The organism is Paraburkholderia acidisoli, from assembly GCF_009789675.1.
Taxonomy (GTDB): domain Bacteria; phylum Pseudomonadota; class Gammaproteobacteria; order Burkholderiales; family Burkholderiaceae; genus Paraburkholderia; species Paraburkholderia acidisoli.
Genome location: NZ_CP046913.1, coordinates 1,957,259 through 1,983,524, shown reverse-complemented (window position 1 = coordinate 1,983,524; position 26,266 = coordinate 1,957,259). Strand labels below are relative to the sequence as shown.

Below are 26,266 nucleotides of genomic sequence, written 5' to 3'. Positions count from 1 at the left end.
ACCCGTCATTTGGCACCGCGGGCGGGCGCGGCGGCGGAGGTGGCGGGGGCGGCCGACGCTGCGGGCGCGGCGGCCGTGGCCGTGGCGGCGCTCGGCGTGACCGCGCGCACGGGCTGATCGGCGACGTAGGCGGGCGAGGCGTCCACCTGCTGGTCCGACATGTCGAGCTGCGCCGCGAGCGTGTTGTTCTTCGTGACGAAGTGGAGCGCGGCCCAGTCGGCGGCAATCGTATGACGTTTTTCGAGCGTGCCGCTCACGTCGAGCACCACGGCCAGCGGGTCGGCGCTGCCGTCGAGCAACACGTCGACCACACGGCCGATCTTCGCGCCGTTGGAGCGTTCCACGGTCGCGTCGAGCATCGGCAGGCGCGTGGCGCTCGCCTCGGTCGGGGCGGCCTGCGGCGGCGCCTGGAGATTGGGCGGCAAGGCGAGCGTGATGGCCGGGGTTTTCGGCTGCACGTTCACATGCACGCCGCTCCACGGGAAGTTCGCCTTGCGGTCGCCCACGCCCATGAAGCCTTGCAGATTGACGATGACTTCGGCGGGTTTTCCGCCGGGCCCGGCGATCATGTCGACGGCGCGCCCGACGACCTTGCCGTCGGTTTTCTGCACTTCGCCGTCGAGCAGCGTGCGGAAGGTGCCGCGCTCGAGCGTGCGGGTTTGCACGAGCGGCGCGGGCGGACGCGCCGGCGGCGCGCTGGCGGGCACGGGCGGCGGCGGCGCCGGACGCGGGCGACGCACCGGCGCAGGGCGCGGCTTGCGCGGCACGGGCTTCACGCCGCTCGCGGGTTCGGGTTCGCTCGCGGCTTCCGGCGCCGAAGCCGCTTCGGGTTCGCTGGCCACGAAGTCCGGCACGGCCTCGACGATTTCGGCGGGCGGCGGCGGCGAACGGAACAGGCTGCAACCCGAAAGCGCGAGCAGCGAGAGCAGGACCAGCGCATACGGGCGGGGCGAAACCAGACGGGCGGAACGAACGGCACGCGAAGGGCGGGAAAAAGCGCCTCTCATCGACAGAAACTCCATGGAGCGGCCGGCGCGGCGCAGGCGCGGCCGAAAATCAGACGGAAACGGGATGCGTGAGTGTAACCCGCGCACGCCGCCGGTCCGCGCGAGCGCGTCGTTTTTTGGGGCGCATTGCGTCACGGTGGAAAGCGAACTTCGGACCACTGCGCAAGCGCCGTGCAAGCTAACCCGCGCTCCCGATTCGCCGCGAGCGCGCCGCGATCGGCCCAGCGCGCGCCAGAACCGCGCATCAGCCGCGCTTAGGTGCGCGCTTAGGTGTATACGCGCAAGCGCCGCCCGTGCGCCGCCCTGCCAGCGGGCATATAAGGATCGCGGCATGAACTCAATGCGTCTCTCGCGATGGGAGCGCCAGGCGCGTTGGCCTAACCTTCGACGCATCCATAAAGAGATGTCAAAACGATGAGCGCCGCTGCAAAGACGGCTGGCGCCGGCAACGCGTCGACACGACCCATTCCATCGAGACCAACCTGATGGCGGTTCACAAGGGCACTGCGAAGAAGCCCGCCGAGCCGTTTCAGCATGCTGATAAAGGAGGCACTCACCATGATCGAACCCCACGCGCAGCCGTTAGCCGGTTCCGCTCCCGAGGTCGAGCCGATCGACCGGCCGGTTGGAGCGGCCACGGGTTTCATCGACCGTTATTTCGACATTGCCGCGCGCGGCAGCTCGCTGCGCCAGGAGGGCATCGCGGGCGTCACGACCTTCCTCGCGATGGTCTATTCCGTGTTCGTCGTGCCGGGCATGCTCGGCAAGGCGGGCTTCGACACCAGCGCCGTGTTCGTGGCCGTGTGCCTGACCACGGCGTTCGGCTCGCTGCTGATGGGGCTGTGGGCGCGCCTGCCCATCGCCATCGGCTGCGCGATCTCGCTCACGGCGTTCACCGCGTTCGGCCTCGTGCTCGGCAAGGGCCTCAAGCCCGAAGTCGCGCTCGGCGCCGTGTTCCTCATGGGCCTCGTGTTCACGGCGATCTCCGTGACCGGCGTGCGCTCGTGGATCCTGCGCAATCTGCCGCACGGCATCGCGCATGGCACCGGGATCGGCATCGGCCTGTTTCTCTTGCTGATCGCGGCCAACGACGTGGGCCTCGTCGTCAAGAATCCGGGGCCGGGACTGCCGGTTTCGCTCGGCCATATCACCGCGCTGCCCGTGATGCTTTCGGTCGCGGGGCTTGCCGCGATCTTCGGGCTCGTGCGCCGGCGCGTGCCGGGTTCGATCCTGATCGTGATCGTCGCGATCTCGGCGCTCGGGCTCGCGATCGATCCGGGCGTGGCGTTTCACGGCGTGTTCGCGTGGCCATCGCTCTCGGCGCCGGGCCATGCCTCGCTGATCGGCGCGATGGACATCAAGGGCGCGCTCTCGCTCGCCGTGCTGCCGAGCGTGCTCGCCCTCGTGATGACGGCTGTGTTCGACGCCACCGGCACGATTCGGGCCGTGGCGGGGCAGGCGGGCCAGCTCGACGCGAATGGCCGCATCGTGAACGGCGGCCGCGCGCTCACGGCCGACTCGCTCTCGTCGATCTTCTCGGGCTTCTTCGGCGGCGCGCCGGCGGCCGCGTACATCGAATCGACGGTGGGCGTGGCGGCGGGCGCGAAGACAGGCTTGGCGGCGGCCGTGGTGGGCGTGCTGTTTCTCGCGGTGATGTTCTTCGCGCCGCTCGCGGGCCTCGTGCCGTCTTACGCAACGGCGCCCGCGCTCATGTACGTCGGGCTGATGATGCTGTCGAGCGTGAGCCGCCTCGATATGGCCGACACCATCGACGCCATGTCGGGTCTCGTGTGCGCCGTGTTCATCGTGCTCACCGCGAACATCGTCACCGGCATCATGCTCGGCTTCTGCACGCTCGTGATCGGCCGCGTGGTGAGCGGCGAGGTGCGCAAGCTCAATGTGGGCACGGTCGTGATCGCCGTGGTGCTGGCCGCGTTCTATCTGGGCGGCTGGGCGATTTGAGGCGCTGATTCGTATCGATCACACCGGCATCGTGCTCGGCCCGCGTTCGCTTCCCGGCGGCGCGGGCCGCGGTTTTTTGCGGCGATGGTTCGATGTCGATGTCGCGGGAAACGCGCGCGGCGTTACTTCGGCAGCACGCTGTTGCGACGGCCGCCCGTGCCGGGATTGCGCGGCTTCGGCTGCACGCCGATGCGCGGATCGCGCGCGCGGACGAGCGCCGTGAGCGCCTCGGCGGTGTCTTCGAAGGCGGGATCGGCTTGCGGCACGTAGAGCCATTTGCCGAGCACGGGATGCACGCGCAGCGCGGGCAGTTCCTCGATGAGCGCGGCATGCAACTCGCGCGACGTGCACACGAGCAGGCCGTTGAAGGGCGGATCGCGGTCGGCGGCGACGAGGCAGAGCAGGCCGTCGAGATAAGCCGCGTCGCAGCCGAACATGGGGCGGCGCACGAAGCTCGCTTCGCGCTCGAACGCGTCGAAGATCCAGAGCAGCGAATTGCGGATTTTGGACGGCATGGCGCTCGCGCGAAAAGGAAGAGAGAAGGTGGCCGGAAGACGGCGTGAAACGTCATTCTAGCCGCGCGCCTTGACATCGCAGGCTCGTCGCCTATGCTTAACCGCATGGTTAAGCATGACGAAGCCGCATCGGCCGAAAACACGGCCGAACGCGCGGTTAATGGCACGGCCGCCAGCGCGATCGAACGGAGCAACGAAACGGCGGGCGAGATCCTGACCCGCACCTTCGCCGCGCTCGCCGACCCCACGCGGCGCGCGATGCTCGCGCGCCTCGCCCGGCACGACGAACTCTCGGTGAGCACACTCGCCGAACCCTTCGATATCTCGCTCCCGGCGGTAATGAAGCATCTGGACGTGCTGGCCCAGGCGGGCCTCGTCACGCGCGCGAAATCCGGCCGCACGGTCGCGTGCCGGCTCGCCGCGGGGCCGCTGGAGGACGCGATGCAGTGGCTCGCGCACTATCAGCGCTTTTGGGGCGAACAACTCGATCGTCTCGCAGCCTTCGTGGAGGGCGACGCATGTCTGACCAAACCGACCCCGACTCTGAAATCCGGCGCGAAGGCCGCCGCGAACACACCGCGGATCACGTCGCCGATCAAGCGCCCAGTCTCACGATCCGCCGACGCCTGCGGGCGAGCGCCGCGCAAGTCTGGGCCGCGTGGACGCAGCCCGAGCAGCTGATGCGCTGGATGCAGCCGCTCGGCAACACCTGCGTTCACGCCGAAGCCGACGTGCGCGTGGGCGGCCGCTTTCGCGTGGTCATGCACGCGCCCGACGGCGAAGTGCACGACGTGAGCGGCAGGTATCTCGAAGTCGTACCTGAGCAAAAGCTCGCATTCACCTGGGCGTGGCACACCACGCCCCAGCGCGAATCGCGCGTGACAGTGAGGCTGCATGCCGAAGGCGAGGCCACGCTCCTGACGCTCACGCACGAACGCTTCTTCGACGAAGCCGCGCGCAATTCGCATCATCAGGGCTGGACGAGCGCGCTCGATCTGCTGGCGGCGCGCTTCGGCTGACCCGCTCATCAAAGGAGACATCGACGATGGAATCGCAACAGAACGCGCCTCGAATCGCCCACCCCATTGTTTCGGAGGCCGAATGGTTGGCCGCGCGCGAGGCGTTGCTCGCCGAAGAGCGCGCCTTCACGCAGGCACGCGACGCGCTCGTCGCGAAGCGCCGCGCGCTGCCGTGGGTGCACGTCGACAAGACCTATCAATTCGATACGCCGCAAGGCCCGCGCACGCTCGTGCAACTGTTCGGGCCGCGCAGCCAGTTGCTGACCTATCACTTCATGCTCGGGCCGGACTGGGAAGAGGGCTGCGTGGGCTGCTCGTTTCTTTCCGATCATGTGGACGGCATGCTCGCGCATCTCGAGCATCACGACGTGACTTACGTGGCGGTGTCGCGCGCGCCGCTCGCGAAGATCGAGGCGTTCAAGGCGCGCATGGGCTGGCGCTTTCCGTGGGTCTCGTCGCATGGCAGCGACTTCAACTTCGACTATCGCGTGTCGTTCACCGAGGAGGACAAGGCGCGCGGCAAAGCCGTCTACAACTACGCGGAGCAAGATTACGCGAGCGACGAATTGCCCGGCATCAGCGCGTTTTATCTCGATCCGGGCGACGCGTCGGGCACGGTCTATCACACGTATTCGGCGTACGCGCGCGGTGTGGAAACGGCGATCGGCACCTACGCGATGCTCGAATTCACGGCGAAGGGCCGCAACGAGCAGGTGGACATGCGCGAGTGGGTGCGCCATCACGATCGCTACGAAGCAGGCGCGGCGCCCTCGTGCTGCGCGCACGAACGCCACGAGGCATAGCGATAAAGGACGCCGCTACAGCGACATCTCAAACGCGGGCCGCAACAGGACCTCGATCGCCATGACGATCAGGCCCATCGCGGCGGCGGCGAGCGTCAGCGTGCCATATTCGTCGTAGCGCGCGTCATACAGACACGCGACGACGAACAGAATGGCGAGCAGATTGGTCAGCCAGTCGAAATTGAGCGCGAGAAGCATCGGTGTATCCGTGCCGACGTGCGTCGCGTCGGCGGGTAGTGCAATCGGCCGGATTCTAGCGGACTGACCTTACGGATACGCAACAATCGCCCCGGTGTTTGCGCTATTTTTCGCAGGGCTCACGTTGTGCGAAGGACGCGCGATTCACCGCTGCGGCACCGGCATCTCGTTGCGAATCCAGTCGGTGACCGACGTGCGCCGCGGTTGCCAGCCGAGCAGCTTGCGCGCGCGTTCGCCGCGCACACGGCTGTTCGAGCCGAGCCCGTACGACGCCATCTCGTAACCCCATTCCTCGATCGCCTGATCAAGCGGCCAGTCTTGCGGCGCGCCCAGACCCATCACGTTGGCGAGCGCTTCGCTCATGGTGCGGAAATTCGCTTCGCCCGTTTCGACGAAATAGAACGTGCCGGCCGGCGTCTTCTCGAGCGCGAGGCGATACAGCTCGGCCACGTCGTCCACATGCACGTTCGACCAGATGTTCAGGCCAGGCCCCACGTGCCGCATGATGCCGCTCTTCTGCGCCTGGCGAATCAGCCGCGGCAACTGCACGCTCGCCGCGCCCGGCACCGCGCCCACGCCGTAGATCAGCGTGTTGCAGAGTACGGCGCTGCGCACGCCGCGTTCGGCGCCCGCGAGCACGAGATTGTCGATGGCCACGCGCGGCGCTTTATCGGGCGTGGGTTCGGGCAGCGCGTCTTCATAGTAGATGCGATCGGTGGGCAGTCCGCCCGAGGCGTCGCCGACGATGCTCGATCCGCTCGTGTGCAGGAAGGCCTTGCCCGAACCTTCGAGCGCGTCGAGCAGCGCTTGCACGGCGCCCATGTGATCGCTGCTGGCCGCGTTGATGACGGCGTCGGCGGCGCGCGCCTCGCGCATCAGCACGTCGCGGTCGTCGAGGTCGCCTTGCACGGGCGCGATGCCGAGCGCTTCGAGGTCGGCGAACTGTTCCGCGCGCCGCACGAGGCCGCGCACCTCATGGCCCGCGCGCACGAGATGCGCCGCGATCGTCCCGCCGATAAAACCGCCTGCGCCTGTCACGAAAACTTTCATGGAATGCTCCTGAGTGGACCCGATCCGATTCGAGATGAATCGCGTTGAGTCGCAGTATCGGCGGATTCGGGTTTTGCAAAAAGCGTGTTAGTCTCAAATGAATCTTGACTCGCAATCAACAATGAAAACCTCGACCGACGAACTGCTCGTCTTTGCCACCGTGATCGATGCGGGCTCGATCACAGCCGCCGCCGAGAAACTCCAGCAGACCGTCTCGGGCGTGAGCCGCGCGCTCTCGCGCCTCGAAAAGCAGCTGGGCGTCGCGCTCATTCTGCGCACCACGCGCCGCCTGCAACTCACGGAAGAGGGCGAGTTATTTCTCGAACGCGCCCGCGCGATCCTCGCCGCGCTGGAAGACGCCGAAGAGGCCGTCACGCGCCATCGCGAGCGGCCTTCGGGGCGGCTGCGCGTGGACGCGGCCACGCCGTTCATGCTCCATTGCGTCGTGCCGCATGTGGCCGCGTTCGCGAGCGCGTATCCCGAGATCCAGCTCGAACTGACGAACAACGAGCGCATCGTCGATCTGCTGGAGCAGCGCGTGGATATCGCGATTCGCATCGGCGCATTGCAGGATTCCACGCTGCATGCGCGCGCGCTCGGTACGAGCCGGCTGCGCATCGTCGCGAGTCCCGCGTATCTGGCGGCGCACGGCACGCCGCGCACGCTCGCGGCGCTGCGCGAGCATCGTCTGCTCGGCTTCACGGCGCCCGCGCATCTGAACCGCTGGCCGCTGCGCGCCGATGGCGCCCACGGCCCGCAAGCCGCGTCGCCGGGCGCGACCGAGCCGCCGGGCTTCACGATCCAGCCCGCGCTTTCGGCGTCGAGCGGCGAAACGATCCGCCAGCTCGCGCTGGCCGCGAGCGGCATAGCCTGTCTATCCGACTTCCTCACGGTGGGCGACCGCGAGGCGGGGCGGCTCGTCACCGTGCTCGATTCCGCGCTGATCGAAGAGCGCCAGCCGGTGCACGCCGTGTATTACCGCAACGCGGCGCTGGCGGCGCGCGTGCAGTGTTTTCTCGCTTTCATCACGGGGCGTCTCCAGCTCGATCCCTGATTTCGCGAGCCCGGCGCGAACGCTGCGCGACGCGCGGCTTAGGGTGAGTCCTCACGCGCGCGTTGTTGTATATACAAGGCGGCCAGGCTAGACTTCGGCCATCTCCGAAACTTGTATAGACAGGACTCGCTCATGCCTACGACCCTGCGCCTCACGCCTGGCCATCTGACCCTGCCGCAACTGCGCCTGATCGCGCGCTCGACCGGCGCCCACGCCGTCGCGCTCGAACTCGATCCCGCGAGCTACGCGGCCATCGACGCGGGCGCGCGCGCCGTCGCCGAAATCACGGCCAGGGGCGAGCCCGCGTACGGCATCAACACGGGCTTCGGGCGTCTCGCGAGCACGCATATCCCGAACGACCAGCTCGAACTGCTGCAACGCAATCTGGTGCTCTCGCACGCGGTGGGCGTGGGCGAGCCGATGGCGCTGCCCGTCGTGCGCCTGCTCATGGCGCTCAAGCTGTCGAGCCTCGGCCGCGGCCATTCGGGCATTCGCCGCGAAGTCATGGACGCGCTCGTCACGCTGTTCAACGCCGACGTCCTGCCGCTGATCCCCGTGAAGGGTTCCGTGGGCGCCTCGGGCGACCTCGCGCCGCTAGCGCATATGTCGGCCGTGCTGCTCGGCATTGGCGAAGTGTTCGTGCGCGGCGAGCGTGCAAGTGCCGAAGCGGGCCTCGCCGCCGCCGGTCTGAAGCCGCTCACGCTGCAGGCGAAGGAGGGCCTTGCGCTGCTCAACGGCACGCAGGCGTCCACGGCGCTCGCGCTCAACAACCTGTTCGCGATCGAAGACCTGTATCGCACGGCGCTCGTTTCCGGCGCGCTCTGCGTGGACGCGGCGGCGGGCTCGGTGCATCCGTTCGACGCGCGCATTCACGAGCTGCGCGGCCACCGCGGCCAGATCGAGGCGGCGGCCGCGTATCGCACGCTGCTCGAAGGCTCGGCGATCAACCTCTCGCACCGCGACTGCGGCAAGGTGCAGGACCCGTATTCGCTGCGCTGCCAGCCGCAGGTGATGGGCGCGTGTCTCGACCAGATGCGTCACGCGGCGCAGGTGCTGCTGATCGAAGCGAACGCGGTTTCCGACAATCCGCTGATTTTCCCGGAAACGCTCGAAGTGCTCTCGGGCGGCAACTTTCACGCCGAACCCGTGGCGTTCGCCGCCGACAATCTCGCGCTCGCCGCCGCCGAAATCGGCGCGCTGGCCGAACGCCGCATTGCCTTGCTGATCGACGCCACGCTCTCGGGCCTGCCGCCTTTCCTCGTGAAGGACGGCGGCGTGAACTCGGGCTTCATGATCGCGCACGTGACGGCGGCCGCGCTCGCCTCGGAGAACAAGACGCTCGCGCATCCGGCTTCGGTCGACTCGCTGCCCACTTCGGCGAACCAGGAAGACCATGTGTCGATGGCGACGTTCGCCGCGCGCAAGCTCGCCGACATCGCCGACAACACGGCCAATATCCTCTCGATCGAACTGCTCGCGGCGGCGCAAGGCGTCGATCTGCGCGCGCCGCATCACACCAGCCCCGCGCTCGCGGGCGTGATGGCAACGGTGCGCGCGAAAGTGCCGCATTACGATCTCGACCGCTACTTCGCGCCGGACATCGCCGCCGTCACGCGTCTCGTGCAGGAAGGCGCGATCGCGGCGCACAGCCCGTTCGCATTCGAGTCGGAAGCGCACGTCGAAGCGAACGAAGCCGCGCACGTCGCGCGTTGATCGGCCACTCGAGCGCGAGCCCGCGATGAACGCCCCCGCGTATCAAGGCATCAAGGACTTCATTCTCGCCCGCATCCATGCGGGCGAATGGAGCGAAGGCGACCAGGTGCCCTCGGAGAACGAGCTGGCGCGCGAGTTCAAGGTCGCGCGCATGACCGTGAATCGCGCGCTGCGCGAACTCACGGCCGAACAGGTGCTCACGCGCGTGCAGGGCGCGGGCACCTTCGTCGCGCGGCCGAAGTACGAGTCCACGCTGGTGGCGATCCGCAGTATCTCCGACGAAATTCTCGCGCGCGGCCACGTGTATCGCGCGGAGGTGCTGCATATCGGCGATCTGAACGCGGACGAGCCGCTCGCGCTCGAAATGGGTTTGCGCACGAGCGAGCGCGTGTTTCATTCGCGCGTGCTGCACTTCGAAAACGACGAGCCCGTGCAACTCGAGGAACGCTGGGTCAATCCGGCCGTCGCGCCCGACTACGCCGGGCAGGACTTCACGCACATCACGCCGAACCAGTACCTCGTGCGCGTCGCGCCGCTGCAGGGCGTGGAGTACCGTATCGAGGCGCTCGCGCCCGAGGCGGCCACGCGCGCGCATCTGCGCATGAAGGACGCCGAGCCGTGCCTCGTGCTGCACCGGCGCACGCACTCGCGCGCCCAGGTGGCCTCGGTCGCCAACCTCTGGCATCCGGGCAGCCGGTATCGGTTCACCGGGCACTTCTAGGCGTCCGGTTGTGCGTCGTCTTTTTGCCGTATTACGTCGATTTATTGCCGATCTTCGGTGATTTGCCGCCTATCTTCTGGCGTATCGACGTTTTCCTCATACGATTAAACCGCGCGTCGGCACATCGCTTGCTTCGCGCTTCGTTCGTCCGCGAATCGGTCTGTCAGTCCCGGCAGCCCGTATCATGGCGAATGGTGCGAACGAAGGAGGAGCCCGCAATGGACGATTCCAACGCCACGCTCATGCCGGTGTGGCGGACCAATCTGGCGATGCTCACGCGCGAAGTGGGCGCGGCTACGCGGCTCGCGCGCATGATGACGTTTTCGGCGAGCTACATGAAGCTGATCGTCTCGGGCGAGCGCGATTTCAGCGAAGAATTCGTGCGCGGCGTGGAAGCCGTGACCGGTTTGCCCGAAGGCTGGATGAACGCCGCGCACGACGCGAGCGAGGTGCCCGACGAAACGCGCGAAGCGATCGCGAGCGAGACGCCGCGCGCGCGGTTTCGCGGCACGGCGCACCCGGTGCGCAAGACGCCCGTGCTGCGCGTGGAGCCCATCTTTGGCGCGAACGCGAAGCGCGAGGAGGGCGCCGCCACGGCGGCCGCGACGCTCGCGTCCGCGGCGCATCCGGCACATCCGGCGGCGCACTCCGCGGAACACAACCGGCGGCTGGCGGGCACGCGCAAGATTCGCGATCTCGCCGCGCAGGACGTGCGCAAGCTCGAACGCTATCTGAACATGCCGCCCGTGGAGACGGCCGCGCTGCGCTCGCGTATCGAGGACGTGATCGCCTACGCGGAACCCGAGGAAAGCGTGCGCGCCGACCTCGAAGGCCGTCTCGAACAGATCGAGAAGCATCGCGAACTGCTGCTGCGCCATGTCATGCGCCTGCATGCGCTGCTCGCGCGTCTCGGCGACGAATAAACACCGCACAAACACCGCACATTCCGCGCACGTTCACCCTCAACGCTCCTGAACGCGCAGCTCCGTGAGAATCTGGTCGGCGAGAAAGTCGCACGGCGGCCGGTTCGACCGCGCGCTGCGCGCCAGCACCACCTCGAGTTCCGGCAGCGCGGGCAGACCGTGCGCGCGCGTGAGCGTGGTGAAATTCTCCGGCACGGCGCAGCGCGCGAGCGGCGCCACGGCCAGACCTGCCGCCACCATGCTGCACAAACCCATCAAGCTCGGGCTCTCGTACGAGGTGCGATATTCGATTTTCGCGCGCTCCAGCGCCTGAATGGCGTTCGTATGCGCGACGCTGCCGCCGCCGAACAGCGCCACGGGCAGTGGCCGCTCGCGCCAGATCTCGCGCCCGCTCGCGGCGCTCACGGCGGCGGGCGGCGCGGCCCACACCATCGGTTCGAAGCGGATGAATTCGCCCGCCAGACCGCGCGTGCGGGTGACGCAGGCAAGATCGATCTGGTTGTCCTTCAACAGCGGCATGAGCGCGCTGCTCGGCAGGCCGATCACCTGGATTTCCACCTTCGGCCAGTTCGCCGAAAACTTGCGCAGCACGGGCGGCATCAGCGAAGACGCGTAGTCGTCGGGCACGCCGATCGACACGCGCCCGGTCACCTCCGGATGCGCGAGCGAGGCCCACGCCTCGTCGCGCAGCGCCAGCATGCGGCGCGCGTAGGCGATGAGCGTCTGGCCGTCCGGCGTGGGCGTGACGTTGCGCGGCGCGCGGATGAACAGCGGCTTGCCGATCGCCTCTTCGAGCGCGCGAATCTGCATGCTCAGCGCCGCCTGCGAGCGATGCACGAGCGCCGCGCCGCGCACGAAGCTGCCAGCGTCGGCCACGGCGACCACCATCGCGAGCACGTCGAGGTCGAGGGTCTTCATCGGTATCAGAAAAATTGATGCAAACGTTCAATATAACGCGTTTGTCTGAACGCGGGGACACGCGGATACTGGTTTTGCCCGGCCCAAGCCGCGCCGGAATCGCCCAGCCGCATCAACCGTATCCGTCACGCCCAGGAGAAGCCGTCATGCTGATGTCGCCGCCCGTTGCTTTGAACTACGAACGATTTCAGCAGTTGAACCTGCGGCTCGACATGTCGCGCGGCAAGCCTTCCCCCGAGCAGCTCGATCTCTCGCAGGCGCTCATCGACGAGGCCGCGCTCGCCGGGCACCGAGCGCGCGACGGCTTCGACTGCCGCAACTACGGTCTCGCGAGCGGCTTGCCCGAGGCGCGCGAACTGGGCGCGGAACTGCTGGGCGTGAGCGCGGCGCAAGTGGTCGCGGCGGGCAACTCGAGCCTCGAACTGATGCACGACGCGCTCGCGTTCGCGCTGCTGCACGGCGTGCCCGTCGCGACCGGTGAGGAGGCGGCGACCAGCACGCCGTGGCGCGCGCAGGGCGACATCGCGTTCCTGTGTCCCGTGCCCGGCTATGACCGGCACTTCGCCATTTGCGAGGCGCTGGGCGTGCGCATGATCGCCGTGCCGATGCGCGACGACGGCCCCGACATGGATCGCGTGGAAGCGCTCGTGCGCAGCGACGCGTCGATCAAGGGCATGTGGTGCGTGCCGCTCTACAGCAATCCGTCGGGCGCGATCTGGTCCGACGCGACCATCCGCCGCCTGGCCGCCATGCCCGCCGCGCCCGACTTCCGCCTGTTCTGGGACGACGCATATCGCTTCCATCATCTCGGCGACGAAGCGCTCGCCACGCTCGACGTGCACGCGGCCTGCGCGGCGGCCGGCAACGCGGAGCGCGTGCTGATGTTCGCCTCGCTTTCCAAGGTGACGATCGCGGGCGGCGCGTTCGCGTGGCTCGCGGCCGGGCCGCGCAATCTCGCGTGGTGGCAGCGGCACAGCGCGATCCGCACGATCGGCCCGGACAAGCTCAACCAGTTGCGTCACGTGCGGTTTCTGCGCGACCGCGCGGGCGTGCTCGCGCTGATGGCGCGCCATCGCGCGTTGCTCAAGCCCAAATTCGATGCCGTCGAGGCGGTGTTTCGCGCGCGTTTGGGCGGCATCGAAGGCGTGAGCTGGAACACGCCGCGCGGCGGCTATTTCATCAGCCTCTATGCACCCGAAGGTTGCGCGCGCCGCACCGTCGAACTCGCGGCGGCGGCGGGCCTCGTGCTCACGCCCGCGGGCGCGGCGTTCCCGTATGGCGACGATCCGCGCGACAGTCATCTGCGGATCGCGCCTTCGTTTCCGGCGCTCGACGAAGTGCGGCTCGCGGCGGAGGGCATCGCGCTTTCGCTGCTGAAGGCGATCGAGGAACGGCGCGGCTGATCGTTCGCTCGACAAGGCGTTGCCGGTGACGGCCGCGCGGCGGAATCCCGGCGATCACGCGTGCGCTGCGGTGCTCGCTTCGATGTGCTAAAACGGCAGACGTCGCTTTTCACGCGAGGTCTGCCGTGCCGGGTCGTGTCGTTGCTGCCAGTGTCGCCATCGCCGCCCGTGCGGTCAGTGCGCCATGAAGCGCCTCGGCGCGTTCGCATCGGCCGTGCTGGTGATCGCACTCGCGGCGGCCGGCGGCGCCGACGCCTACGCGCAAGCCAGCGCGCGTAGCCCGGACAGCGCGGCGCGCCCGGACAGCGCCGCGCCCGACGTGCCGCCCGCGACGGTCGAGCGCGACGAGCATGTCTTCGTCGTGCAGCAGGACGGCTCCGTGGAAGAGCAGGACGACACGGTGCTGCGCGCGAACACCGCGGCGGGCGTCGACGCCATCGCGCAACGCTACGTCTGGTTCAATAAGATATCGAAACGATCACGGCGCTTTCCGCCGCCACCATCGACCCCGACGGCACCGCGCACCCCGTGCCCGCGAGCGGCATTCGCGACGTGCAGGAGCCGCGCTCGGCGGGCGCGCCCACTTTCGAGGACGGCGTGTTGCGCACGGTGATCTTTCCGGGCGTGCAGGTCGGCTCGCGCGTGCATTTGCGCTTCGCGAAGCGGCGCGCGAAGGCGCTCGAAGCGGGCACGTTCTCGTACTTCGTCGAGCCGACGGGCGACCCCGTCGCGTTCCAGCGCCTCGTGTTCGACCTGCCCGCGAATCTGCCGCTGCACGCCGACGCGCGCGGTTACACGCCCGAGCCGCCCGTGAGCGCGAACGGCCGCACGCGCTACGCGTTCGACTACCGGCATGGCGCGTATGCGCCGCTCGAAGCGGGCGCCGTGGCGTACGTGAACTGGGGCGACCGCCTGATGGTGTCCACCGTGCCCGACTTCGCGACGTTCGCCGCACGTTATCGCGAGGCCGCCGCCGATCCCACCGCCACCGATCCGGCCATCGCCGCGCTCGCGCAGTCGCTCACGGCGGGCACGCGCGATCCGCACGAGCAGGCGCGGCGCATTTACGACTGGATGCGCTTCAATATCCGCTACGTGGCGCTATTTCTCGGCGAGACCGCGGCCGTGCCGCATCGCGCGATCGACATCCTGCATAACCGCTACGGCGACTGCAAGGATCACGTCGCTCTGTTCACGGCGCTGCTCGCGGCGGCGGGCATTCGCGCCGAGGCCGCGCTGCTGGATCTCGGCCCCGTGTACACGCTGCCCGAGGTGCCCGGCTACGGCGTGCACGCCATCAATCACGTGATCGCGTATCTGCCCGATCTGCAAGTGTTCGCCGATACGTCGTCCGGCGGCTACGCGTTCGGCACGCTGCCGCCCGGCGCGATGGATCGGCCGGTCTTGCTCGTCGACGACGGCGTGCTCGCGCGCACGCCCGCGACCGAGCCGCGCGAGCGCACGGCGCGGCTGGCGCTCTCGATCGGCGAGTCGGGCGACGCCACGTATCGCTATCACGTGGAGGATGTGGGCGCGGGCGCCGAGCCCGAGCGCAATGCGTTTCGCCGCGCCACGCACGCGGGCGCCCAGCAGATCGCCGCGCAGCGGCTGCGCCTCACGGGTCTCGCGGGCACCGCGCGGGTGAGCACCGCGCCCACCGATGCGACCTACGGCCCGTTTTCCGTCGATATCGACGGCACGCTCGATCACGTGGTTTGGCGCGACGGCACGACCGCAGTCGACGCGCTGTCGAGTTTCGCGGGCGGCATCGCCACGCAGATCGACAGCTGGCTCGCGCAGCCGCATCGAACCCAGCCGTGGGCGTGCATCGGCGGCAATTTCACGGAGAGCGCGCAACTCGCGCTGCCCGCGTTCGCGCGCGTGACGGACCTGCCCGCCGACACCCAGGTGAGCGATGCGTTCCTGACCTACACGTCGCATTACGTGTTCGACGCGCGCACGCGCACGCTGCAGATCGAGCGGCGCCTATCGGCGCAGTTCGGTCATCAGATGTGCAGCGCCGAGGCATTCGCGCGCATGCGCGACGCGCTCGTGCGTATCGAACGCGACACGCACGCGCAGATCGTCGTGCGCGCCGCGCGTTGAGCGCAGCCTGACGCGGCTCAGCCGCCGCGCGTGGTCACCGGCACCCACGCGCCCTTGCGCACCTGCCACAGCGTGGAGGCGCCGTTCTTGAGCGAACCGTCGGGTTCGAAGGCGATACGGCCGGTCACGCCGTCGAAGCTCAGGGTCTTGAGCGTGCCGCGGTAGACATCCGGTTTCGCCGACTTCGCGCTGACCATGGCGTGGATCGCGGCCCACGCGGCGTCGTAGCCGAAGGGCGCGTAAGCGAGCACGTCGCTGCCGAAGCGGCTCTTGTAGGCCTGCGCGAAACGCGGGCCGTCGGGCAGTTGCGCGAGCGGGCGGCCGTATTCCCACGCCATCGCGCCTTCGGCCGCCGCGCCCGCGGCCTGGGTGAAGTCGGCGGTCGCCACGCCGCCGCCGCCCACGAACTGCGCGGCGATGCTGCGCTGCTTCATCTGCTTGACGAGCGCCGCGCCCTGGCGCGCGAGGCCGCCGAAGTAGAGCAGATCGGCGTCGGCGGCCTTGATGCGGGAAAGCTGCGCGCCGAAGTCGTCCGAATCGCCGTTCGAGAATTCGCGCGCGACCACCTTGCCGCCGTGCTCGCGCACGGTGCGCTCGAACACGTCGGCTTCGCCCTGGCCGAACGCCGTGCGGTCGTCGACGATGGCGATGCGCTTCGCCTTCATGACGTCGACGGCCCACGTGCCCGCCCAGCCCGCGTTTTGCGCGTCGCTCGCAATCACCATGAAGGTGTTGGCGAAGCCTTGCTGCGTGATGACGGGATTGGTGGCGGCGGGGCTGATCATCGGAATGCCGGCGCTTTCGTAGATGCGCGACGCCGGAATGGCCGTGCCCGAGTTGAAGTGGCCGACCACGGCCGCGACGTCCTGGTTCGCGAGGCTCGCGGCGGCCTGCACGCCGAGGCGCGGATCGCTGCGGTCGTCGATGGCGATGAGCGTGAAGCGCGCGGTCTGGTCGCCGATCTTGAGGTTCTGCGCGTTGGCTTCGTCGAGCGCGAGCTGCACGCCGTTCTCGAGGTCGCGGCCGTAGTTCGCGTAGTCGCCCGAGAGCGGCGCGGCGAACCCGATGCGCACGTCGAGCGGACCCGCCGCGAGCGCCGTGCCGCCGCCGAGCGCGCAGGCGGCCGCGAACGCCGCGAGGCTCGCGCGTAGCGGGCGCGATGGGACACGCGCGGCGCAGCGCAAGACGTCGTGCGAACCGGAACGCGCACCGAAGCGTCGGGCGATTCCTGAAAAGATGCCTGAAGCGATGCCTGAAGCGATTCCCGTAGCGTGGCGGGCAAAACTCATCGTGACTCCTCGCGCGGCGGCGGCGCGGCGTTCTTGTATCGGCGCGAGCCTTCCTGGGCGCGGGCGGGCGCCGGAGGCCGCATCTTCCGGGTCATGCTGGGTCGTGCTCGTGCATGCGCGTCCTGGCGGGCGCGCGGTGGTGCGGTGCTGCTGCGTGCGGGTTGCGGCGAACGGGTTGCTGCATGCTCGCGCCCGTGAAGCGGCGCGCGGCGGGGCGTACGGTGATCGCCCGGATTGCCGGTCGCGGCAGCCGCACCGGCCGTATCCGCTGTATCGGCGCCCGCCTCGCGGCGAAGGCGGTTTTTCGCGCAATATAACAGGCCGCCATGACGGTGTCGCGCGGCGCGGCGGGCGCGCCGGGCAACATCGCGCGCGGCTCATCGGTTGGCTTGCAGCTCGAACAGCGCGTCGCGCAGTTGCACGAGCGGCGCCATGGTGTCGGCGCTGGCCCAGGCTTCGAGGTCGTCGAGCGCGCGGTTGCAGCCGTCGAGCACCACGTCCAGATCGACGGGAATGCCGTTGGCGAGCGCGAAGCGAATGGTGCGCTCGAAGCGCGCGCATTCGTCGTCGCCATAGGAAATGTCGAGCGTGTCGGCGATGGTCTGGGCGATGTCGCTGCGTTCCCGGTCGCTCACGTCGACGAAATCGATGATGCCCTGCGCGATGTCGGGCGCGTGGTAGAGCGCGATGTCGAGCCACACGGCCGGGTCGAAATCGGGTTCGTGGCTCTGTTGCTCGAAGTATTCGATGGCTTCCTGCTCGTGCGTTTCGCCGGCGTCGACGGCAAGGCACAACTGCTCGAAATACTCTTCCTGTTCGCTACGGATTGAATCGGACATCGGTCATTCTCTGAAAACGGTGGGCGCCGCGCCGAGGGTGGCGGGCATCGCGTGGCGCGGCAATGCGCTGCGCATTATAGAGGTCCGGCGCGGCAGGTTCGCCGTGAAGGCCCCACGCGCCACGCCGTTTTCAGTCTAGGCCGGCTCCACGGCCCATGCGTCGAACCAGTCGCGCGGGTGCGCGATCTGGTCCTGCGCCGCGACGATCTCGAGCTCGTAGCGGCCCGCGTCGTAGGTGGCGCGCACGACCGCGTTGACGGCCGCGAGCGTGTGCTCGAAGGCGCGCCGCAGCGAGTCGCCGAGCATCAGGCGCGCGACCAGCACGGCGCTCGTGATGTCGCCCACGCCCACCGGCTGGCGTGCGAACGGGTAGAGCGGGCGCTGGGCGAGCCAGGCTTCGTCGGCGGTCACGGCGAGCATGTTGAAGCGGTCGGCGAGGCTGTTGCGGTCCAGCAGATGCTTCACGACGACGAGCTTCGGCCCGCGCCGGATCAACTCGCGGCAGGCGACCACGGCCTCTTCGGCGGTTTCGATCTCGCGGCCCACGAGGCGCTGGAGTTCGCTGTGGTTGGGCATCATCGCGTCGGCGACCTCGGGCATGTGGCGCACGAGGAACGCTTGAATGCCGGGCTCGACGTGGCAGCCGTTTTCGGCGTTGAGCGTGCCCATGACGGGGTCGCAGAAATAGCGCGCCTGCGGGTTGGCGGCCTTCACGGCGCGCACCACGTCGATCACGGCCTGCGCCTGCTCGGGCGTGCCGAGGTAGCCCGAAAGCACGGCGTCGCAGCGCGGCAGCACGCCGATCGCGCCAATGCCTTCGACGAGATCCATGACTTCGCCCGAGTCGATGGCGTGCCCGGTCCAGTGGCCGTACTGCGTGTGATTCGAAAACTGCACGGTGTTGAGCGGCCACACGTTCACGCCGAGACGGCGCATGGGGAACACGGCGGCACTGTTGCCCGCGTGACCGAACACCACATGGGACTGGATGCTCAGGACGTTTTTCATGATCGGTCCGATGTCGGTTTGAGTGCCGGCGCGCTGCGTGTGGCGCGCCCTGGGCGAGGTGCTGAAACGATAACCGAATTCGGTGCGCGCGGCGGCGTACGGCGCGCGCCGTGGTGTCGTCAGATCAACGCGTGGCGTCTGGGTGCCGATTGGCTTGCGCATTCGCGCGGCGCGCAATGGCGAGAGCCAATCGGCGAAAAACCGACCTGGTCGGCTCCGGCGTCAGCCCGCCAGTTCGCGGTACAGCGCCATGTAGCGCTGCGCCGAGGCCGCCCAGCCGAAGTCCTGCCGCATCGCGCGGGCGCGCGTTTCGCGCCAGTCGCGGCTGCGCGCGTGCAGGGCGAAGGCGCGGCGGATCGCGGCCGTGAGCGCGTCGGGTTCGAAGCGCGTGAAGACGAAGCCGGTGGCGAGGTCTTCGGCGAGATTCTCGAGCGTGGCGTCGACCACCGTGTCGGCGAGACCGCCCACGCAGTGCACGAGCGGCAGCGCGCCGTAGGCGAGCGCATAGAGCTGCGTGAGGCCGCACGGCTCGAAGCGCGAGGGCACGGCCATCACGTCGGCGCCCGCCACGATCTCGTGGGCCAGGGTTTCGTCGAAGCCCAATTCCACCGCCACCGACTCCGGATGCTGGCGCGCCGCGCGCGCGTAGCCCTGTTCGAGGCTCGGGTCGCCGGTGCCGAGCACGACCAGCTGACCGCCGCGCGCGACGAGGTCGGGCACCGCCGCGAGCAGCAGGTCGAGGCCCTTTTGCTCGGTGAGGCGGCTCACCACGCCGAACACCAGCGCGTCGTGCTTGACCGCGAGATTCATGCGCGTTTGCAGCGCGGACTTGCAGCGCAGCTTGCCGCTCATGCGCGTGGCCGAGTATTTCGCGGCGATGGCGGCGTCGCCGGCCGGATTCCAGACCTGGTAATCGACGCCGTTGAGGATGCCCACGAGGTCGTGGGTGCGCTCGCGCAGCAGCCCTTCGAGGCCGCCGCCTTGCGCCACGGTCTGGATCTCGCGCGCGTAGGTCGGGCTCACGGTGGTGATCTTGTCGGCGTAAAACAGCCCGGCTTTCAGGAACGAAAGCTGGCCGTAGAACTCCACGCCGTGCATGTGCAGAAAGTCGTGCGGCAGGCCGAGGCCGTCGAACTGCTGGGCGGGAAAAATGCCCTGATACGCGAGATTGTGGATCGTGAAAATCGAGCGCACGTGCGCGAGCGGCGCGCCGTGTTCGCGCTGCGCCGCGCGCAGATAGGCGGGCGCGAGGCCCGCGTGCCAGTCGTGCGCCTGCACGATCGCGGGCGCCCACGCCGGGTCGAGACGGCCCGCGAGCTGGGCGGCGGTCCAGCCGAGCAGCGCGAAACGCTGGGCGTTGTCGCCGTAGGGGACGTGTTCGTCGTCGAGATAGGGGTTGCCCGCGCGCGCGTAGAACGCGTCGGCGCGAATCATGTAGACGGACAGGTCGCTGCCCGGCAGACGGCCCAGTTCGAGCGTGGCCTCGGGCGCACCGAAGCTGCGCTCGATCCGCGCGACCGGCCGCAAATCTTCGAGTCCGGCCGCCACGGGCGGAAAGCCCGGCAGCAACAGGCGCGCGTCGGCGCCCTGTTCGATCAGCGCGGCGGGCAGGGCGGCGGTCACGTCGGCGAGGCCGCCGGTCTTCAGGAGCGGATACAGCTCGCTGGCTACGTGCAGGACGCGAATGGTCATCGGGCGACAATCCTCTCGGGGCAGCATTCATGGGCGCGGCGCGCCGCCGGTGGGCGAGCGCGCCGCGTGCGTTCGTGTTGCTTGGTGCGGGCGGGGCGCCACGCGCCCGGGCCGGTTGCAGGTGCGCCGGTCGCGCTGCGGGAGCACGCGTGTGAAATACGTGCCGATGCGTGCCGATGCATGCCAACAGCGGCGATGCCGCGCGCCGCTCAGCCGCGCATTCCGCCCCGCTTTCAGCCCCGCATTCAGCCCGACAACTTGTTGAGCGCCTCCTGCGTCACCAGCACGACGCCGCTTTCGGTGCGATAGAAGCGTTCGGCGTCGCGCACGGGGTCTTCGCCGATCACGGTGCCGTCGGGGATCATGCAGCCGCGGTCCACGACCACCTTGCGCAGCCGGCAACTCGCGCCCACCACCACCTGCGGTAACAAGACTGCCTCGGCAATGTTGCAAAACGACTGCACGACCACTTTCGACGAGAGCACCGAGCGCGAAATCTGCGAACCCGAGATCACGCTGCCGCCGCACACGATCAGGTTGGTGCCCGAGCCTTGCAGGCCGTTCAGGTCGCGCACGAACTTGGCGGGCGGCAATTGTTCCTGGTACGTCCAGATGGGCCAGTTGCGGTCGTAGAGGTCGAGCGCCGGAATCGTGGAGGCGAGGTCGAGGTTCGCCGACCAGTACGCGTCCACGGTGCCCACGTCGCGCCAGTACGAGTCGGCGGTCGGGTCGGACGACACGCAGGACATGCTGAACGGATGCGCGATCGCGTGGCCGTCGCTGACCACGCGCGGAATGATGTCCTTGCCGAAGTCGTGGTCGGTGGCCGAGCGCGAGATGTTGTCTTCGAGCAGATGAAACAGGTACTCGGTGTCGAACACGTAGATGCCCATGCTCGCGAGCGCGATGTCGGGGCGTCCCGGCATGGCGGGCGGGTCCTCGGGTTTCTCGACGAAGCCGGTCACGCGGCGGTTTTCGTCGACGGCCATCACGCCGAAGGCCTGCGCCTCCATGCGCGGCACCTCGATGCAGCCGACCGTGCAGTCCGCGCCGCTCGCGGCGTGGTCGGCCACCATGCGCGTGTAATCCATCTTGTAGATGTGGTCGCCGGCCAGCACGACCACGTATTTGGGCGCGATGGAGCGAATGATGTCGAGGTTCTGGTAGACCGCGTCCGCCGTGCCGCGATACCAGTGCGCGCCTTCCACGCGCTGCTGCGCGGGCCACAGGTCGAGGAACTCGTTGAACTCGCCGCGCAGGAAACCCCAGCCGCGCTGCAGGTGGCGCAGCAGCGAGTGGGCCTTGTACTGCGTGACCACGGCGATGCGGCGGATGCCCGAATTCAGGCAGTTGGAGAGCGCGAAATCGATGATGCGGTACTTGCCGCCGAAGTACACGGCGGGCTTCACGCGTTTGTTGGTGAGCGGCCCCAGGCGCGTGCCGCGGCCGCCCGCGAGCACGATCGCGAGCGTGGTGCGTTGCAGATCGTTGAGGCTTGCCGGAGTTTCCATGATCGTCTCCTTGTTGTGCCCCCGGTTGGCCGCGTTTTCTGCGCTGCACTGCGAAACGCGTGCAATGGTCGGTTATTTGGGTCGATGCTTTGCTGCACTGCGGCGCACGTGACAAACGAATTAAACGTGCGGCGTATTGACTGTTCTAGCACCGAAACTCCGGCCGCGCGATGCCGATGTGCGCCCGATGCGATTCGGTGCGAGGTTTTGACCGTTTCGCGCGAGCAAGCGGCATGCCGCCGGCAGGTGGGGCGCAGGGGCGTGGTAGGTGATTGGGCGCGAGTGCGCTGCGCGACTGACGGCACGCGTGGCGCAAGGTCTTTAGAATCGCTGGCGGTAGTGTTTTCGCGGTCATCCGTCGACGTTTTACATGCCGATTACACCGGCCGCGCCGATCTTTCCCTGCTCCTCCCGATTTCCGCCCGATGAGAACTTCCCTGAATCGCATGCTTGCCCCGCTGGCCGCCCCGCTGGTCGCCGCGCTCGGCGCCGCCGCGCTGTGCCACGCCGCCATCGCCGCCGAGGTATCGACGGACGCCGCGCCCGCGGCTTCCGCTGCCGCCGTCACGGCCACGCCCGCCGCTGGTCCCGCCGACGGGCCCGCTTATGGCCCGCGGCTCGAAGGCTTCACGTATCCGCATCCGGTGCACGACTTCGCGTTCTCGTCGCAAGGTCAGACGCTGCACATGGCCTACATGGACGTCGCGCCCACGGTCAAGCCTAACGGCCGCACGGCCGTGTTGCTGCACGGCAAGAATTTTTGCGCCGCGACGTGGCAGGACACCATCGGCGAATTGACGAACGCCGGCTATCGCGTGATCGCGCCCGACCAGATCGGCTTCTGCAAGTCGAGCAAGCCCGCCGCGTATCAGTTCACGTTCCAGCAGCTCGCGCGCAACACGCACGCGCTGCTCGCCTCGCTCGGCGTCGAGCGCGCGACGATCATCGGCCATTCGACGGGCGGCATGCTCGGCGTGCGCTACGCGCTGATGTATCCGCATGAAACGGAGCAACTGGTGCTCGTGAACCCGATCGGTTTCGAGGACTGGAAGGCGAAGGGCGTGCCGTCGATTTCCGTCGACCGGTGGTACGCCCGCGAACTGAAGACGACCGCCGACAGCATTCGCCGCTATGAGCAGAGCACCTATTACGCGGGCCAGTGGCGCCCGGCGTACGAGCCGTGGGTGCAGATGCTCGCGGGCATGTATCGCGGTCCGGGCAAGGCGCAGGTCGCGTGGGATTCGGCGCTGCTCTACGACATGATCTACACGCAGCCCGTGGTGTACGAATTCGGCCAGTTGCAGATGCCTACTCTCCTGCTGATCGGCGACAAGGACACGACCGCCATCGGCAAGGATCTCGCGCCGCCCGAAGTGCGCGCGCAACTGGGCCACTATCCGGTGCTCGCGAAGGAGGCGCAGCGCGCGATTCCGCACGCGACGCTGGTGGAGTTCCCGGATGCGGGCCACGCGCCGCAGATGCAGGACCCGCAGGCGTTTCATGCGGCGTTGTTGAAGGGGTTGGCGGCGGTGGGAGGAGGCTAATGGGTTGATGGGCCGCCGCGGGGCCGCCCTGCGGCAGCCTGGCGAGAAACCGGTGGCGGCCAGCATTTATTGTCTGACGAACGTAGCATGGGCTTTTATGAGTCGGCTGAAGGCGGCCAAAGCGAGCGCGCGGGCCAGTGTCGGAGTGCACGACTGAGTCGTCATGTGCCTTTTCGAACTCGGAACCGTTGGTGCAACAGACTTCATCACAACCGTTTTTTATTCAAGTATTGACGACGTCGAAGTGCATTGTGATGGGTTAGCGCTCGCCGCCCACTGATTCTGTGAGTTGAGATTTCCTGTCGACCATCGGCAAATCGCAGCTGAGCGGCGCCGCATCCGTTCCGCTTGCTTCGTCGTAAGCACGAACCCGACTCAGAAAAGCAAACACCGCAAGCGCACAAAGCAGCGTAATCGCCGTAAGTCCATCAAGCAGATGCCCAAATGCCTCGTGGTAGCTTGCTTGAAGTGTCACGGGCGAAATGTGGGGCAGTTTTGCCGTAGCGTGCGCGAGGTCGCCCGCCGAAAGTCGTGCGGCCGCCTCGGCGACATTCGTTGAGTTGGCAAGCGGCACAGCGGCACGCAAGCTGAACTGCGTGAGCACCGCCAAAAGCGCATTGACTGTCGCTAATGCAACGCATTCTCCGGCGACTCGTGTCGTGCTGAAGATGCCGGTTGCCATCCCGGCGCGTGATTTGGGGACCATGCTCACCGACAGACCGTCCATGAGCCCCCAAGGCAGTCCGGCGCCGATTCCGATCGCGAGCATTGGCCCGATCGCAGCTGAACCGGCTCCGGCGCGCAGCGCCCCTGCGAGCGCATGCAGACCCGCCCCAGCGATCACCAGGCCGATACCCGAGATGATGCCAGCCGACAACCACCGCGTGAGTGCGGCAGCGACAAACGGCACGAACAGCATGGGCGAAGATAATGCGAGCATCAAATAGCTTGCGTGTACTTCGTCGTAGCCATCCATGCCGATGAAGCGCAGCGGCAATACGACAAGAAGAACGATGTAGCAATAGCACGTCGCGACGGGCAACACCTGAACCCCGATGAACCGCGGGTAGCGGAACAGCGACAGATCTAGCATCGGTCGCGAACTGCGCGTCTCAACGACAACGAATGCGATCGCAAACGCCATACACGCAACGAGCAAGGTGGCAGTCGTCACGGAGGTCCAGCCATGCGTGGGTGCTTCGATCAGGCCGCATGTGAAGCAAGCGAGCGCAGCCGTGAACGTCACGATACCTGGCCAATCAAGCCGGCGGGCATGTGGGTCGCACGACTCCTGCATTTGCGGAACGGCCAGGCTGAGCGACAGAATCCCGGCGAAGGCGCCGGTCATGAAGATCGCGTGCCAACTCAGGAAAGCAATCAGCCAGCCCGCGATTATTGGGCCGAATGCCAGTCCGACCCCGAAGGTTGCGCCCAGCGTACTAAACGCACGCGTGCGCGCGGAGCCGTCGAATTCTTGAGCAAGCGCGGCGGCTCCGCCCGCCAACGCAGCGGCGGCCGCAACGCCTTGAGCAGCGCGTAGCAAGTTTAAAACGACGATTGACGGCGCAAGCCCCAACGTGGCCGAGGCCAGGGTAAATCCTGCGACGCCCAAGGTGAACACTCGTTTCCGCCCAAACCGGTCTGCCAGCGCACCTGCCGCCATCAGCAGGCTGCCGAACGCCAGCATGAACGCATTCGTTATCCAGTACACCGCGTCGGGGCTGGCGTGGAGGTCGCGGCTGATTGCGGGCGTCGCCAACGCGCCACCGGAAAAGGCCAGAGGCAGGGCGAGCGCCGCTATGCAGACGGCCGCGAGTACGCCTTGGCGCCGCGTCCTGTTGGAATAAATCGTCGGGTCCATTGCCGCTCCTTTTGAAATGCCGGCGCGTCACAGCGCGCCTGACCAGGCGATGAACGATAATTCGGATTCAATCGAAGAGAAACACCCGAAAAATCCGCAAATTGCGGATTTTTATTCTGCAATAACGCGGGAGGAGCGGCATGGACAACTTGAATGGCATCATCGCGTTTGTGCGCGCAGCGGAGACGCTTAGCTTTGTCGCTGCCGGACACAAGCTCGGCGTGTCGGCATCGGCGGTCGGAAAGACCATTGCGAAACTTGAGCACTCGCTTGGCGTGCGGCTTTTTCACCGAACCACGCGCCGTGTGATGCTCACCGATGAAGGTCGGCTCTTCCACGACAGCTGTGAAAGGATCCTTGGCGAGTTGCATGATGCGCAGGCGTTGTTGTCGGCGGCTGCGCAGACGCCGCGCGGCCGGCTTCGCGTGAGCCTGCCCGTGATCGGCTACCGCTTCCTGCTGCCGGTTTTGCCCCGCTTTCGGGCAATGTATCCGCAGGTCGAACTGGATCTCGATTTCAACGACCGGATCGTCGACGTGGTGGAGGGCGGCTTCGACGCGGTCATCCGCAGTGGCACGCTTGCGGATTCCAGCCTGATGGCGCGCCGGCTTGGCCCTTTCCGTTTCATGCTGTGCTCTTCGCCGGAATACGCCGCGCGCGCGGGCTTGCCGCAGACGTTGTCCGAGCTCGCGACGCATGACTGCGTGCGCTATCGCTTCCCGACAACGGGCAAGTTGCAGCCGTGGGGGCTTGCCGCCGACGGAAGTGAGCCGCCCAACCTGCGCGCCGCGCTGACCTGCAACAACATGGAAGCGCTGCGTGGCGCGGTAATCGGTGGGTGGGGTATCGGCTTCATGCCGGACTTCCTTGCCGTCGATGCGCTCGCGAGTGGCGCGCTGATTCCGGTGCTTGCTTCGCACGCCATTGCACCGGGTCAGTTCTCTATCCTGTGGCCATCTAGCCGGCAGCTTTCACCCCGGTTGCGCGTGTTTGTGGATTTCCTGTGCACGCATCTCTTTTCGGCACGAAACGAAAACGATGAGCTCGCATCCGGTCGCATCGAACACTGATGGCCTTCGCTGTCGATGCGCGCTTAGATGGAAAACGATCGACAGTGATGTGATGAAGAG

Annotated in this window: 22 protein-coding genes and 1 pseudogene; 12 read left to right on the top strand and 11 right to left on the bottom strand. The window is 67.6% G+C overall.

The genetic code is table 11. The features are described 5' to 3' along the window. Nucleotides 1–5 precede the first annotated feature (5 nt). Nucleotides 6–1,007, bottom strand: a complete 1,002-nt coding sequence (locus FAZ98_RS08625; RefSeq protein WP_233272588.1) for a PRC-barrel domain-containing protein — start codon at nucleotides 1,005–1,007, stop codon at nucleotides 6–8. 558 nt (nucleotides 1,008–1,565) lie between these two features. Here FAZ98_RS08625 and FAZ98_RS08620 point away from each other — a divergent pair. After that, nucleotides 1,566–2,969, top strand: coding sequence for an NCS2 family permease (locus FAZ98_RS08620; protein WP_158950643.1), 1,404 nt, complete (start codon nucleotides 1,566–1,568; stop codon nucleotides 2,967–2,969). Between the two features lie 122 nt (nucleotides 2,970–3,091). On the opposite strand, the gene FAZ98_RS08615 is transcribed toward FAZ98_RS08620, so the two are convergent. Then, complete coding sequence (locus tag FAZ98_RS08615) at nucleotides 3,092–3,484, bottom strand: hypothetical protein (RefSeq protein ID WP_158950641.1); 393 nt, start codon at nucleotides 3,482–3,484, stop codon at nucleotides 3,092–3,094. Nucleotides 3,485–3,577: 93 nt separating this feature from the next. Here FAZ98_RS08615 and FAZ98_RS08610 point away from each other — a divergent pair, with 93 nt between their 5' ends. Genes FAZ98_RS08610 through FAZ98_RS08600 form a run of 3 tightly spaced genes read left to right on the top strand, consistent with a single transcriptional unit; the run spans nucleotide 3,578 to nucleotide 5,306 of the window. Further along, nucleotides 3,578–4,165, top strand: a complete 588-nt coding sequence (locus tag FAZ98_RS08610; protein ID WP_233272587.1) for an ArsR/SmtB family transcription factor — start codon at nucleotides 3,578–3,580, stop codon at nucleotides 4,163–4,165. Beyond that, the gene (locus FAZ98_RS08605) at nucleotides 4,099–4,503 is read left to right on the top strand and encodes an SRPBCC family protein (RefSeq protein ID WP_233272702.1); all 405 of its coding nucleotides are present in this window, start codon (nucleotides 4,099–4,101) and stop codon (nucleotides 4,501–4,503) included. Before FAZ98_RS08610 ends, FAZ98_RS08605 begins: the two co-directional genes overlap by 67 nt. Before the next feature lie 26 nt (nucleotides 4,504–4,529). Further along, nucleotides 4,530–5,306 carry a DUF899 domain-containing protein gene (locus tag FAZ98_RS08600; RefSeq protein ID WP_158950637.1) on the top strand — a complete coding sequence of 259 codons (777 nt, stop codon included), beginning with the start codon at nucleotides 4,530–4,532 and terminating at the stop codon, nucleotides 5,304–5,306. Nucleotides 5,307–5,321: 15 nt separating this feature from the next. On the opposite strand, the gene FAZ98_RS08595 is transcribed toward FAZ98_RS08600, so the two are convergent. Together FAZ98_RS08595 and FAZ98_RS08590 are read right to left on the bottom strand one after the other, a co-directional pair. Continuing rightward, nucleotides 5,322–5,504, bottom strand: coding sequence for a hypothetical protein (locus tag FAZ98_RS08595; RefSeq protein WP_027821027.1), 183 nt, complete (start codon nucleotides 5,502–5,504; stop codon nucleotides 5,322–5,324). A 144-nt stretch (nucleotides 5,505–5,648) separates the two neighbouring features. After that, a complete protein-coding gene (locus FAZ98_RS08590; protein WP_158950635.1) occupies nucleotides 5,649–6,554 on the bottom strand; it encodes an NAD-dependent epimerase/dehydratase family protein in 906 nt (301 codons plus the stop codon). 121 nt (nucleotides 6,555–6,675) lie between these two features. Here FAZ98_RS08590 and FAZ98_RS08585 point away from each other — a divergent pair, with 121 nt between their 5' ends. The 4 genes from FAZ98_RS08585 to FAZ98_RS08570 all read left to right on the top strand — a co-directional run bounded on the left by FAZ98_RS08585 (nucleotide 6,676) and on the right by FAZ98_RS08570 (nucleotide 10,965). Next, nucleotides 6,676–7,608 (top strand): LysR substrate-binding domain-containing protein, encoded by a 933-nt coding sequence (locus FAZ98_RS08585; protein ID WP_158950633.1) that lies wholly within the window; start codon nucleotides 6,676–6,678, stop codon nucleotides 7,606–7,608. Between the two features lie 132 nt (nucleotides 7,609–7,740). Further along, nucleotides 7,741–9,321 (top strand): histidine ammonia-lyase, encoded by a 1,581-nt coding sequence (gene hutH / locus FAZ98_RS08580; RefSeq protein ID WP_158950631.1) that lies wholly within the window; start codon nucleotides 7,741–7,743, stop codon nucleotides 9,319–9,321. 25 nt (nucleotides 9,322–9,346) lie between these two features. Next, nucleotides 9,347–10,042, top strand: a complete 696-nt coding sequence (hutC, locus tag FAZ98_RS08575; protein ID WP_158950629.1) for a histidine utilization repressor — start codon at nucleotides 9,347–9,349, stop codon at nucleotides 10,040–10,042. 218 nt (nucleotides 10,043–10,260) lie between these two features. Then, nucleotides 10,261–10,965, top strand: a complete 705-nt coding sequence (locus FAZ98_RS08570; protein WP_158950627.1) for a hypothetical protein — start codon at nucleotides 10,261–10,263, stop codon at nucleotides 10,963–10,965. A gap of 39 nt (nucleotides 10,966–11,004) precedes the next feature. On the opposite strand, the gene FAZ98_RS08565 is transcribed toward FAZ98_RS08570, so the two are convergent. Continuing rightward, a complete protein-coding gene (locus FAZ98_RS08565; protein ID WP_158950625.1) occupies nucleotides 11,005–11,883 on the bottom strand; it encodes a LysR substrate-binding domain-containing protein in 879 nt (292 codons plus the stop codon). Nucleotides 11,884–12,029: 146 nt separating this feature from the next. Here FAZ98_RS08565 and FAZ98_RS08560 point away from each other — a divergent pair, with 146 nt between their 5' ends. Further along, nucleotides 12,030–13,286 (top strand): aminotransferase class I/II-fold pyridoxal phosphate-dependent enzyme, encoded by a 1,257-nt coding sequence (locus FAZ98_RS08560; RefSeq protein WP_233272586.1) that lies wholly within the window; start codon nucleotides 12,030–12,032, stop codon nucleotides 13,284–13,286. A 184-nt stretch (nucleotides 13,287–13,470) separates the two neighbouring features. Continuing rightward, nucleotides 13,471–15,392: pseudogene (locus FAZ98_RS08555) on the top strand (DUF3857 domain-containing transglutaminase family protein). 17 nt (nucleotides 15,393–15,409) lie between these two features. Here FAZ98_RS08555 and FAZ98_RS08550 read toward each other — a convergent pair. From FAZ98_RS08550 to glgC, 5 genes are all read right to left on the bottom strand, one after another. Then, nucleotides 15,410–16,681 carry a branched-chain amino acid ABC transporter substrate-binding protein gene (locus tag FAZ98_RS08550; RefSeq protein ID WP_158950623.1) on the bottom strand — a complete coding sequence of 424 codons (1,272 nt, stop codon included), beginning with the start codon at nucleotides 16,679–16,681 and terminating at the stop codon, nucleotides 15,410–15,412. 377 nt (nucleotides 16,682–17,058) lie between these two features. After that, nucleotides 17,059–17,520 (bottom strand): hypothetical protein, encoded by a 462-nt coding sequence (locus FAZ98_RS08545; protein ID WP_158950621.1) that lies wholly within the window; start codon nucleotides 17,518–17,520, stop codon nucleotides 17,059–17,061. A 135-nt stretch (nucleotides 17,521–17,655) separates the two neighbouring features. Continuing rightward, the gene (gene pdxY / locus FAZ98_RS08540) at nucleotides 17,656–18,528 is read right to left on the bottom strand and encodes a pyridoxal kinase PdxY (protein WP_158950619.1); all 873 of its coding nucleotides are present in this window, start codon (nucleotides 18,526–18,528) and stop codon (nucleotides 17,656–17,658) included. Nucleotides 18,529–18,750: 222 nt separating this feature from the next. Next, nucleotides 18,751–20,220 (bottom strand): glycogen synthase GlgA, encoded by a 1,470-nt coding sequence (glgA, locus tag FAZ98_RS08535; protein ID WP_158950617.1) that lies wholly within the window; start codon nucleotides 20,218–20,220, stop codon nucleotides 18,751–18,753. 245 nt (nucleotides 20,221–20,465) lie between these two features. After that, nucleotides 20,466–21,731, bottom strand: a complete 1,266-nt coding sequence (glgC, locus tag FAZ98_RS08530) for a glucose-1-phosphate adenylyltransferase (protein WP_158950615.1) — start codon at nucleotides 21,729–21,731, stop codon at nucleotides 20,466–20,468. Between the two features lie 425 nt (nucleotides 21,732–22,156). Here glgC and FAZ98_RS08525 point away from each other — a divergent pair, with 425 nt between their 5' ends. After that, nucleotides 22,157–23,275, top strand: a complete 1,119-nt coding sequence (locus FAZ98_RS08525; protein ID WP_158950613.1) for an alpha/beta fold hydrolase — start codon at nucleotides 22,157–22,159, stop codon at nucleotides 23,273–23,275. A gap of 259 nt (nucleotides 23,276–23,534) precedes the next feature. Here FAZ98_RS08525 and FAZ98_RS08520 read toward each other — a convergent pair whose 3' ends face one another. Further along, nucleotides 23,535–25,136 (bottom strand): MFS transporter, encoded by a 1,602-nt coding sequence (locus FAZ98_RS08520; RefSeq protein ID WP_158950611.1) that lies wholly within the window; start codon nucleotides 25,134–25,136, stop codon nucleotides 23,535–23,537. A gap of 140 nt (nucleotides 25,137–25,276) precedes the next feature. Between FAZ98_RS08520 and FAZ98_RS08515 the strand changes: the two genes are divergently transcribed. Continuing rightward, nucleotides 25,277–26,206, top strand: a complete 930-nt coding sequence (locus FAZ98_RS08515) for a LysR family transcriptional regulator (RefSeq protein WP_158950609.1) — start codon at nucleotides 25,277–25,279, stop codon at nucleotides 26,204–26,206. Nucleotides 26,207–26,266 lie beyond the last annotated feature (60 nt).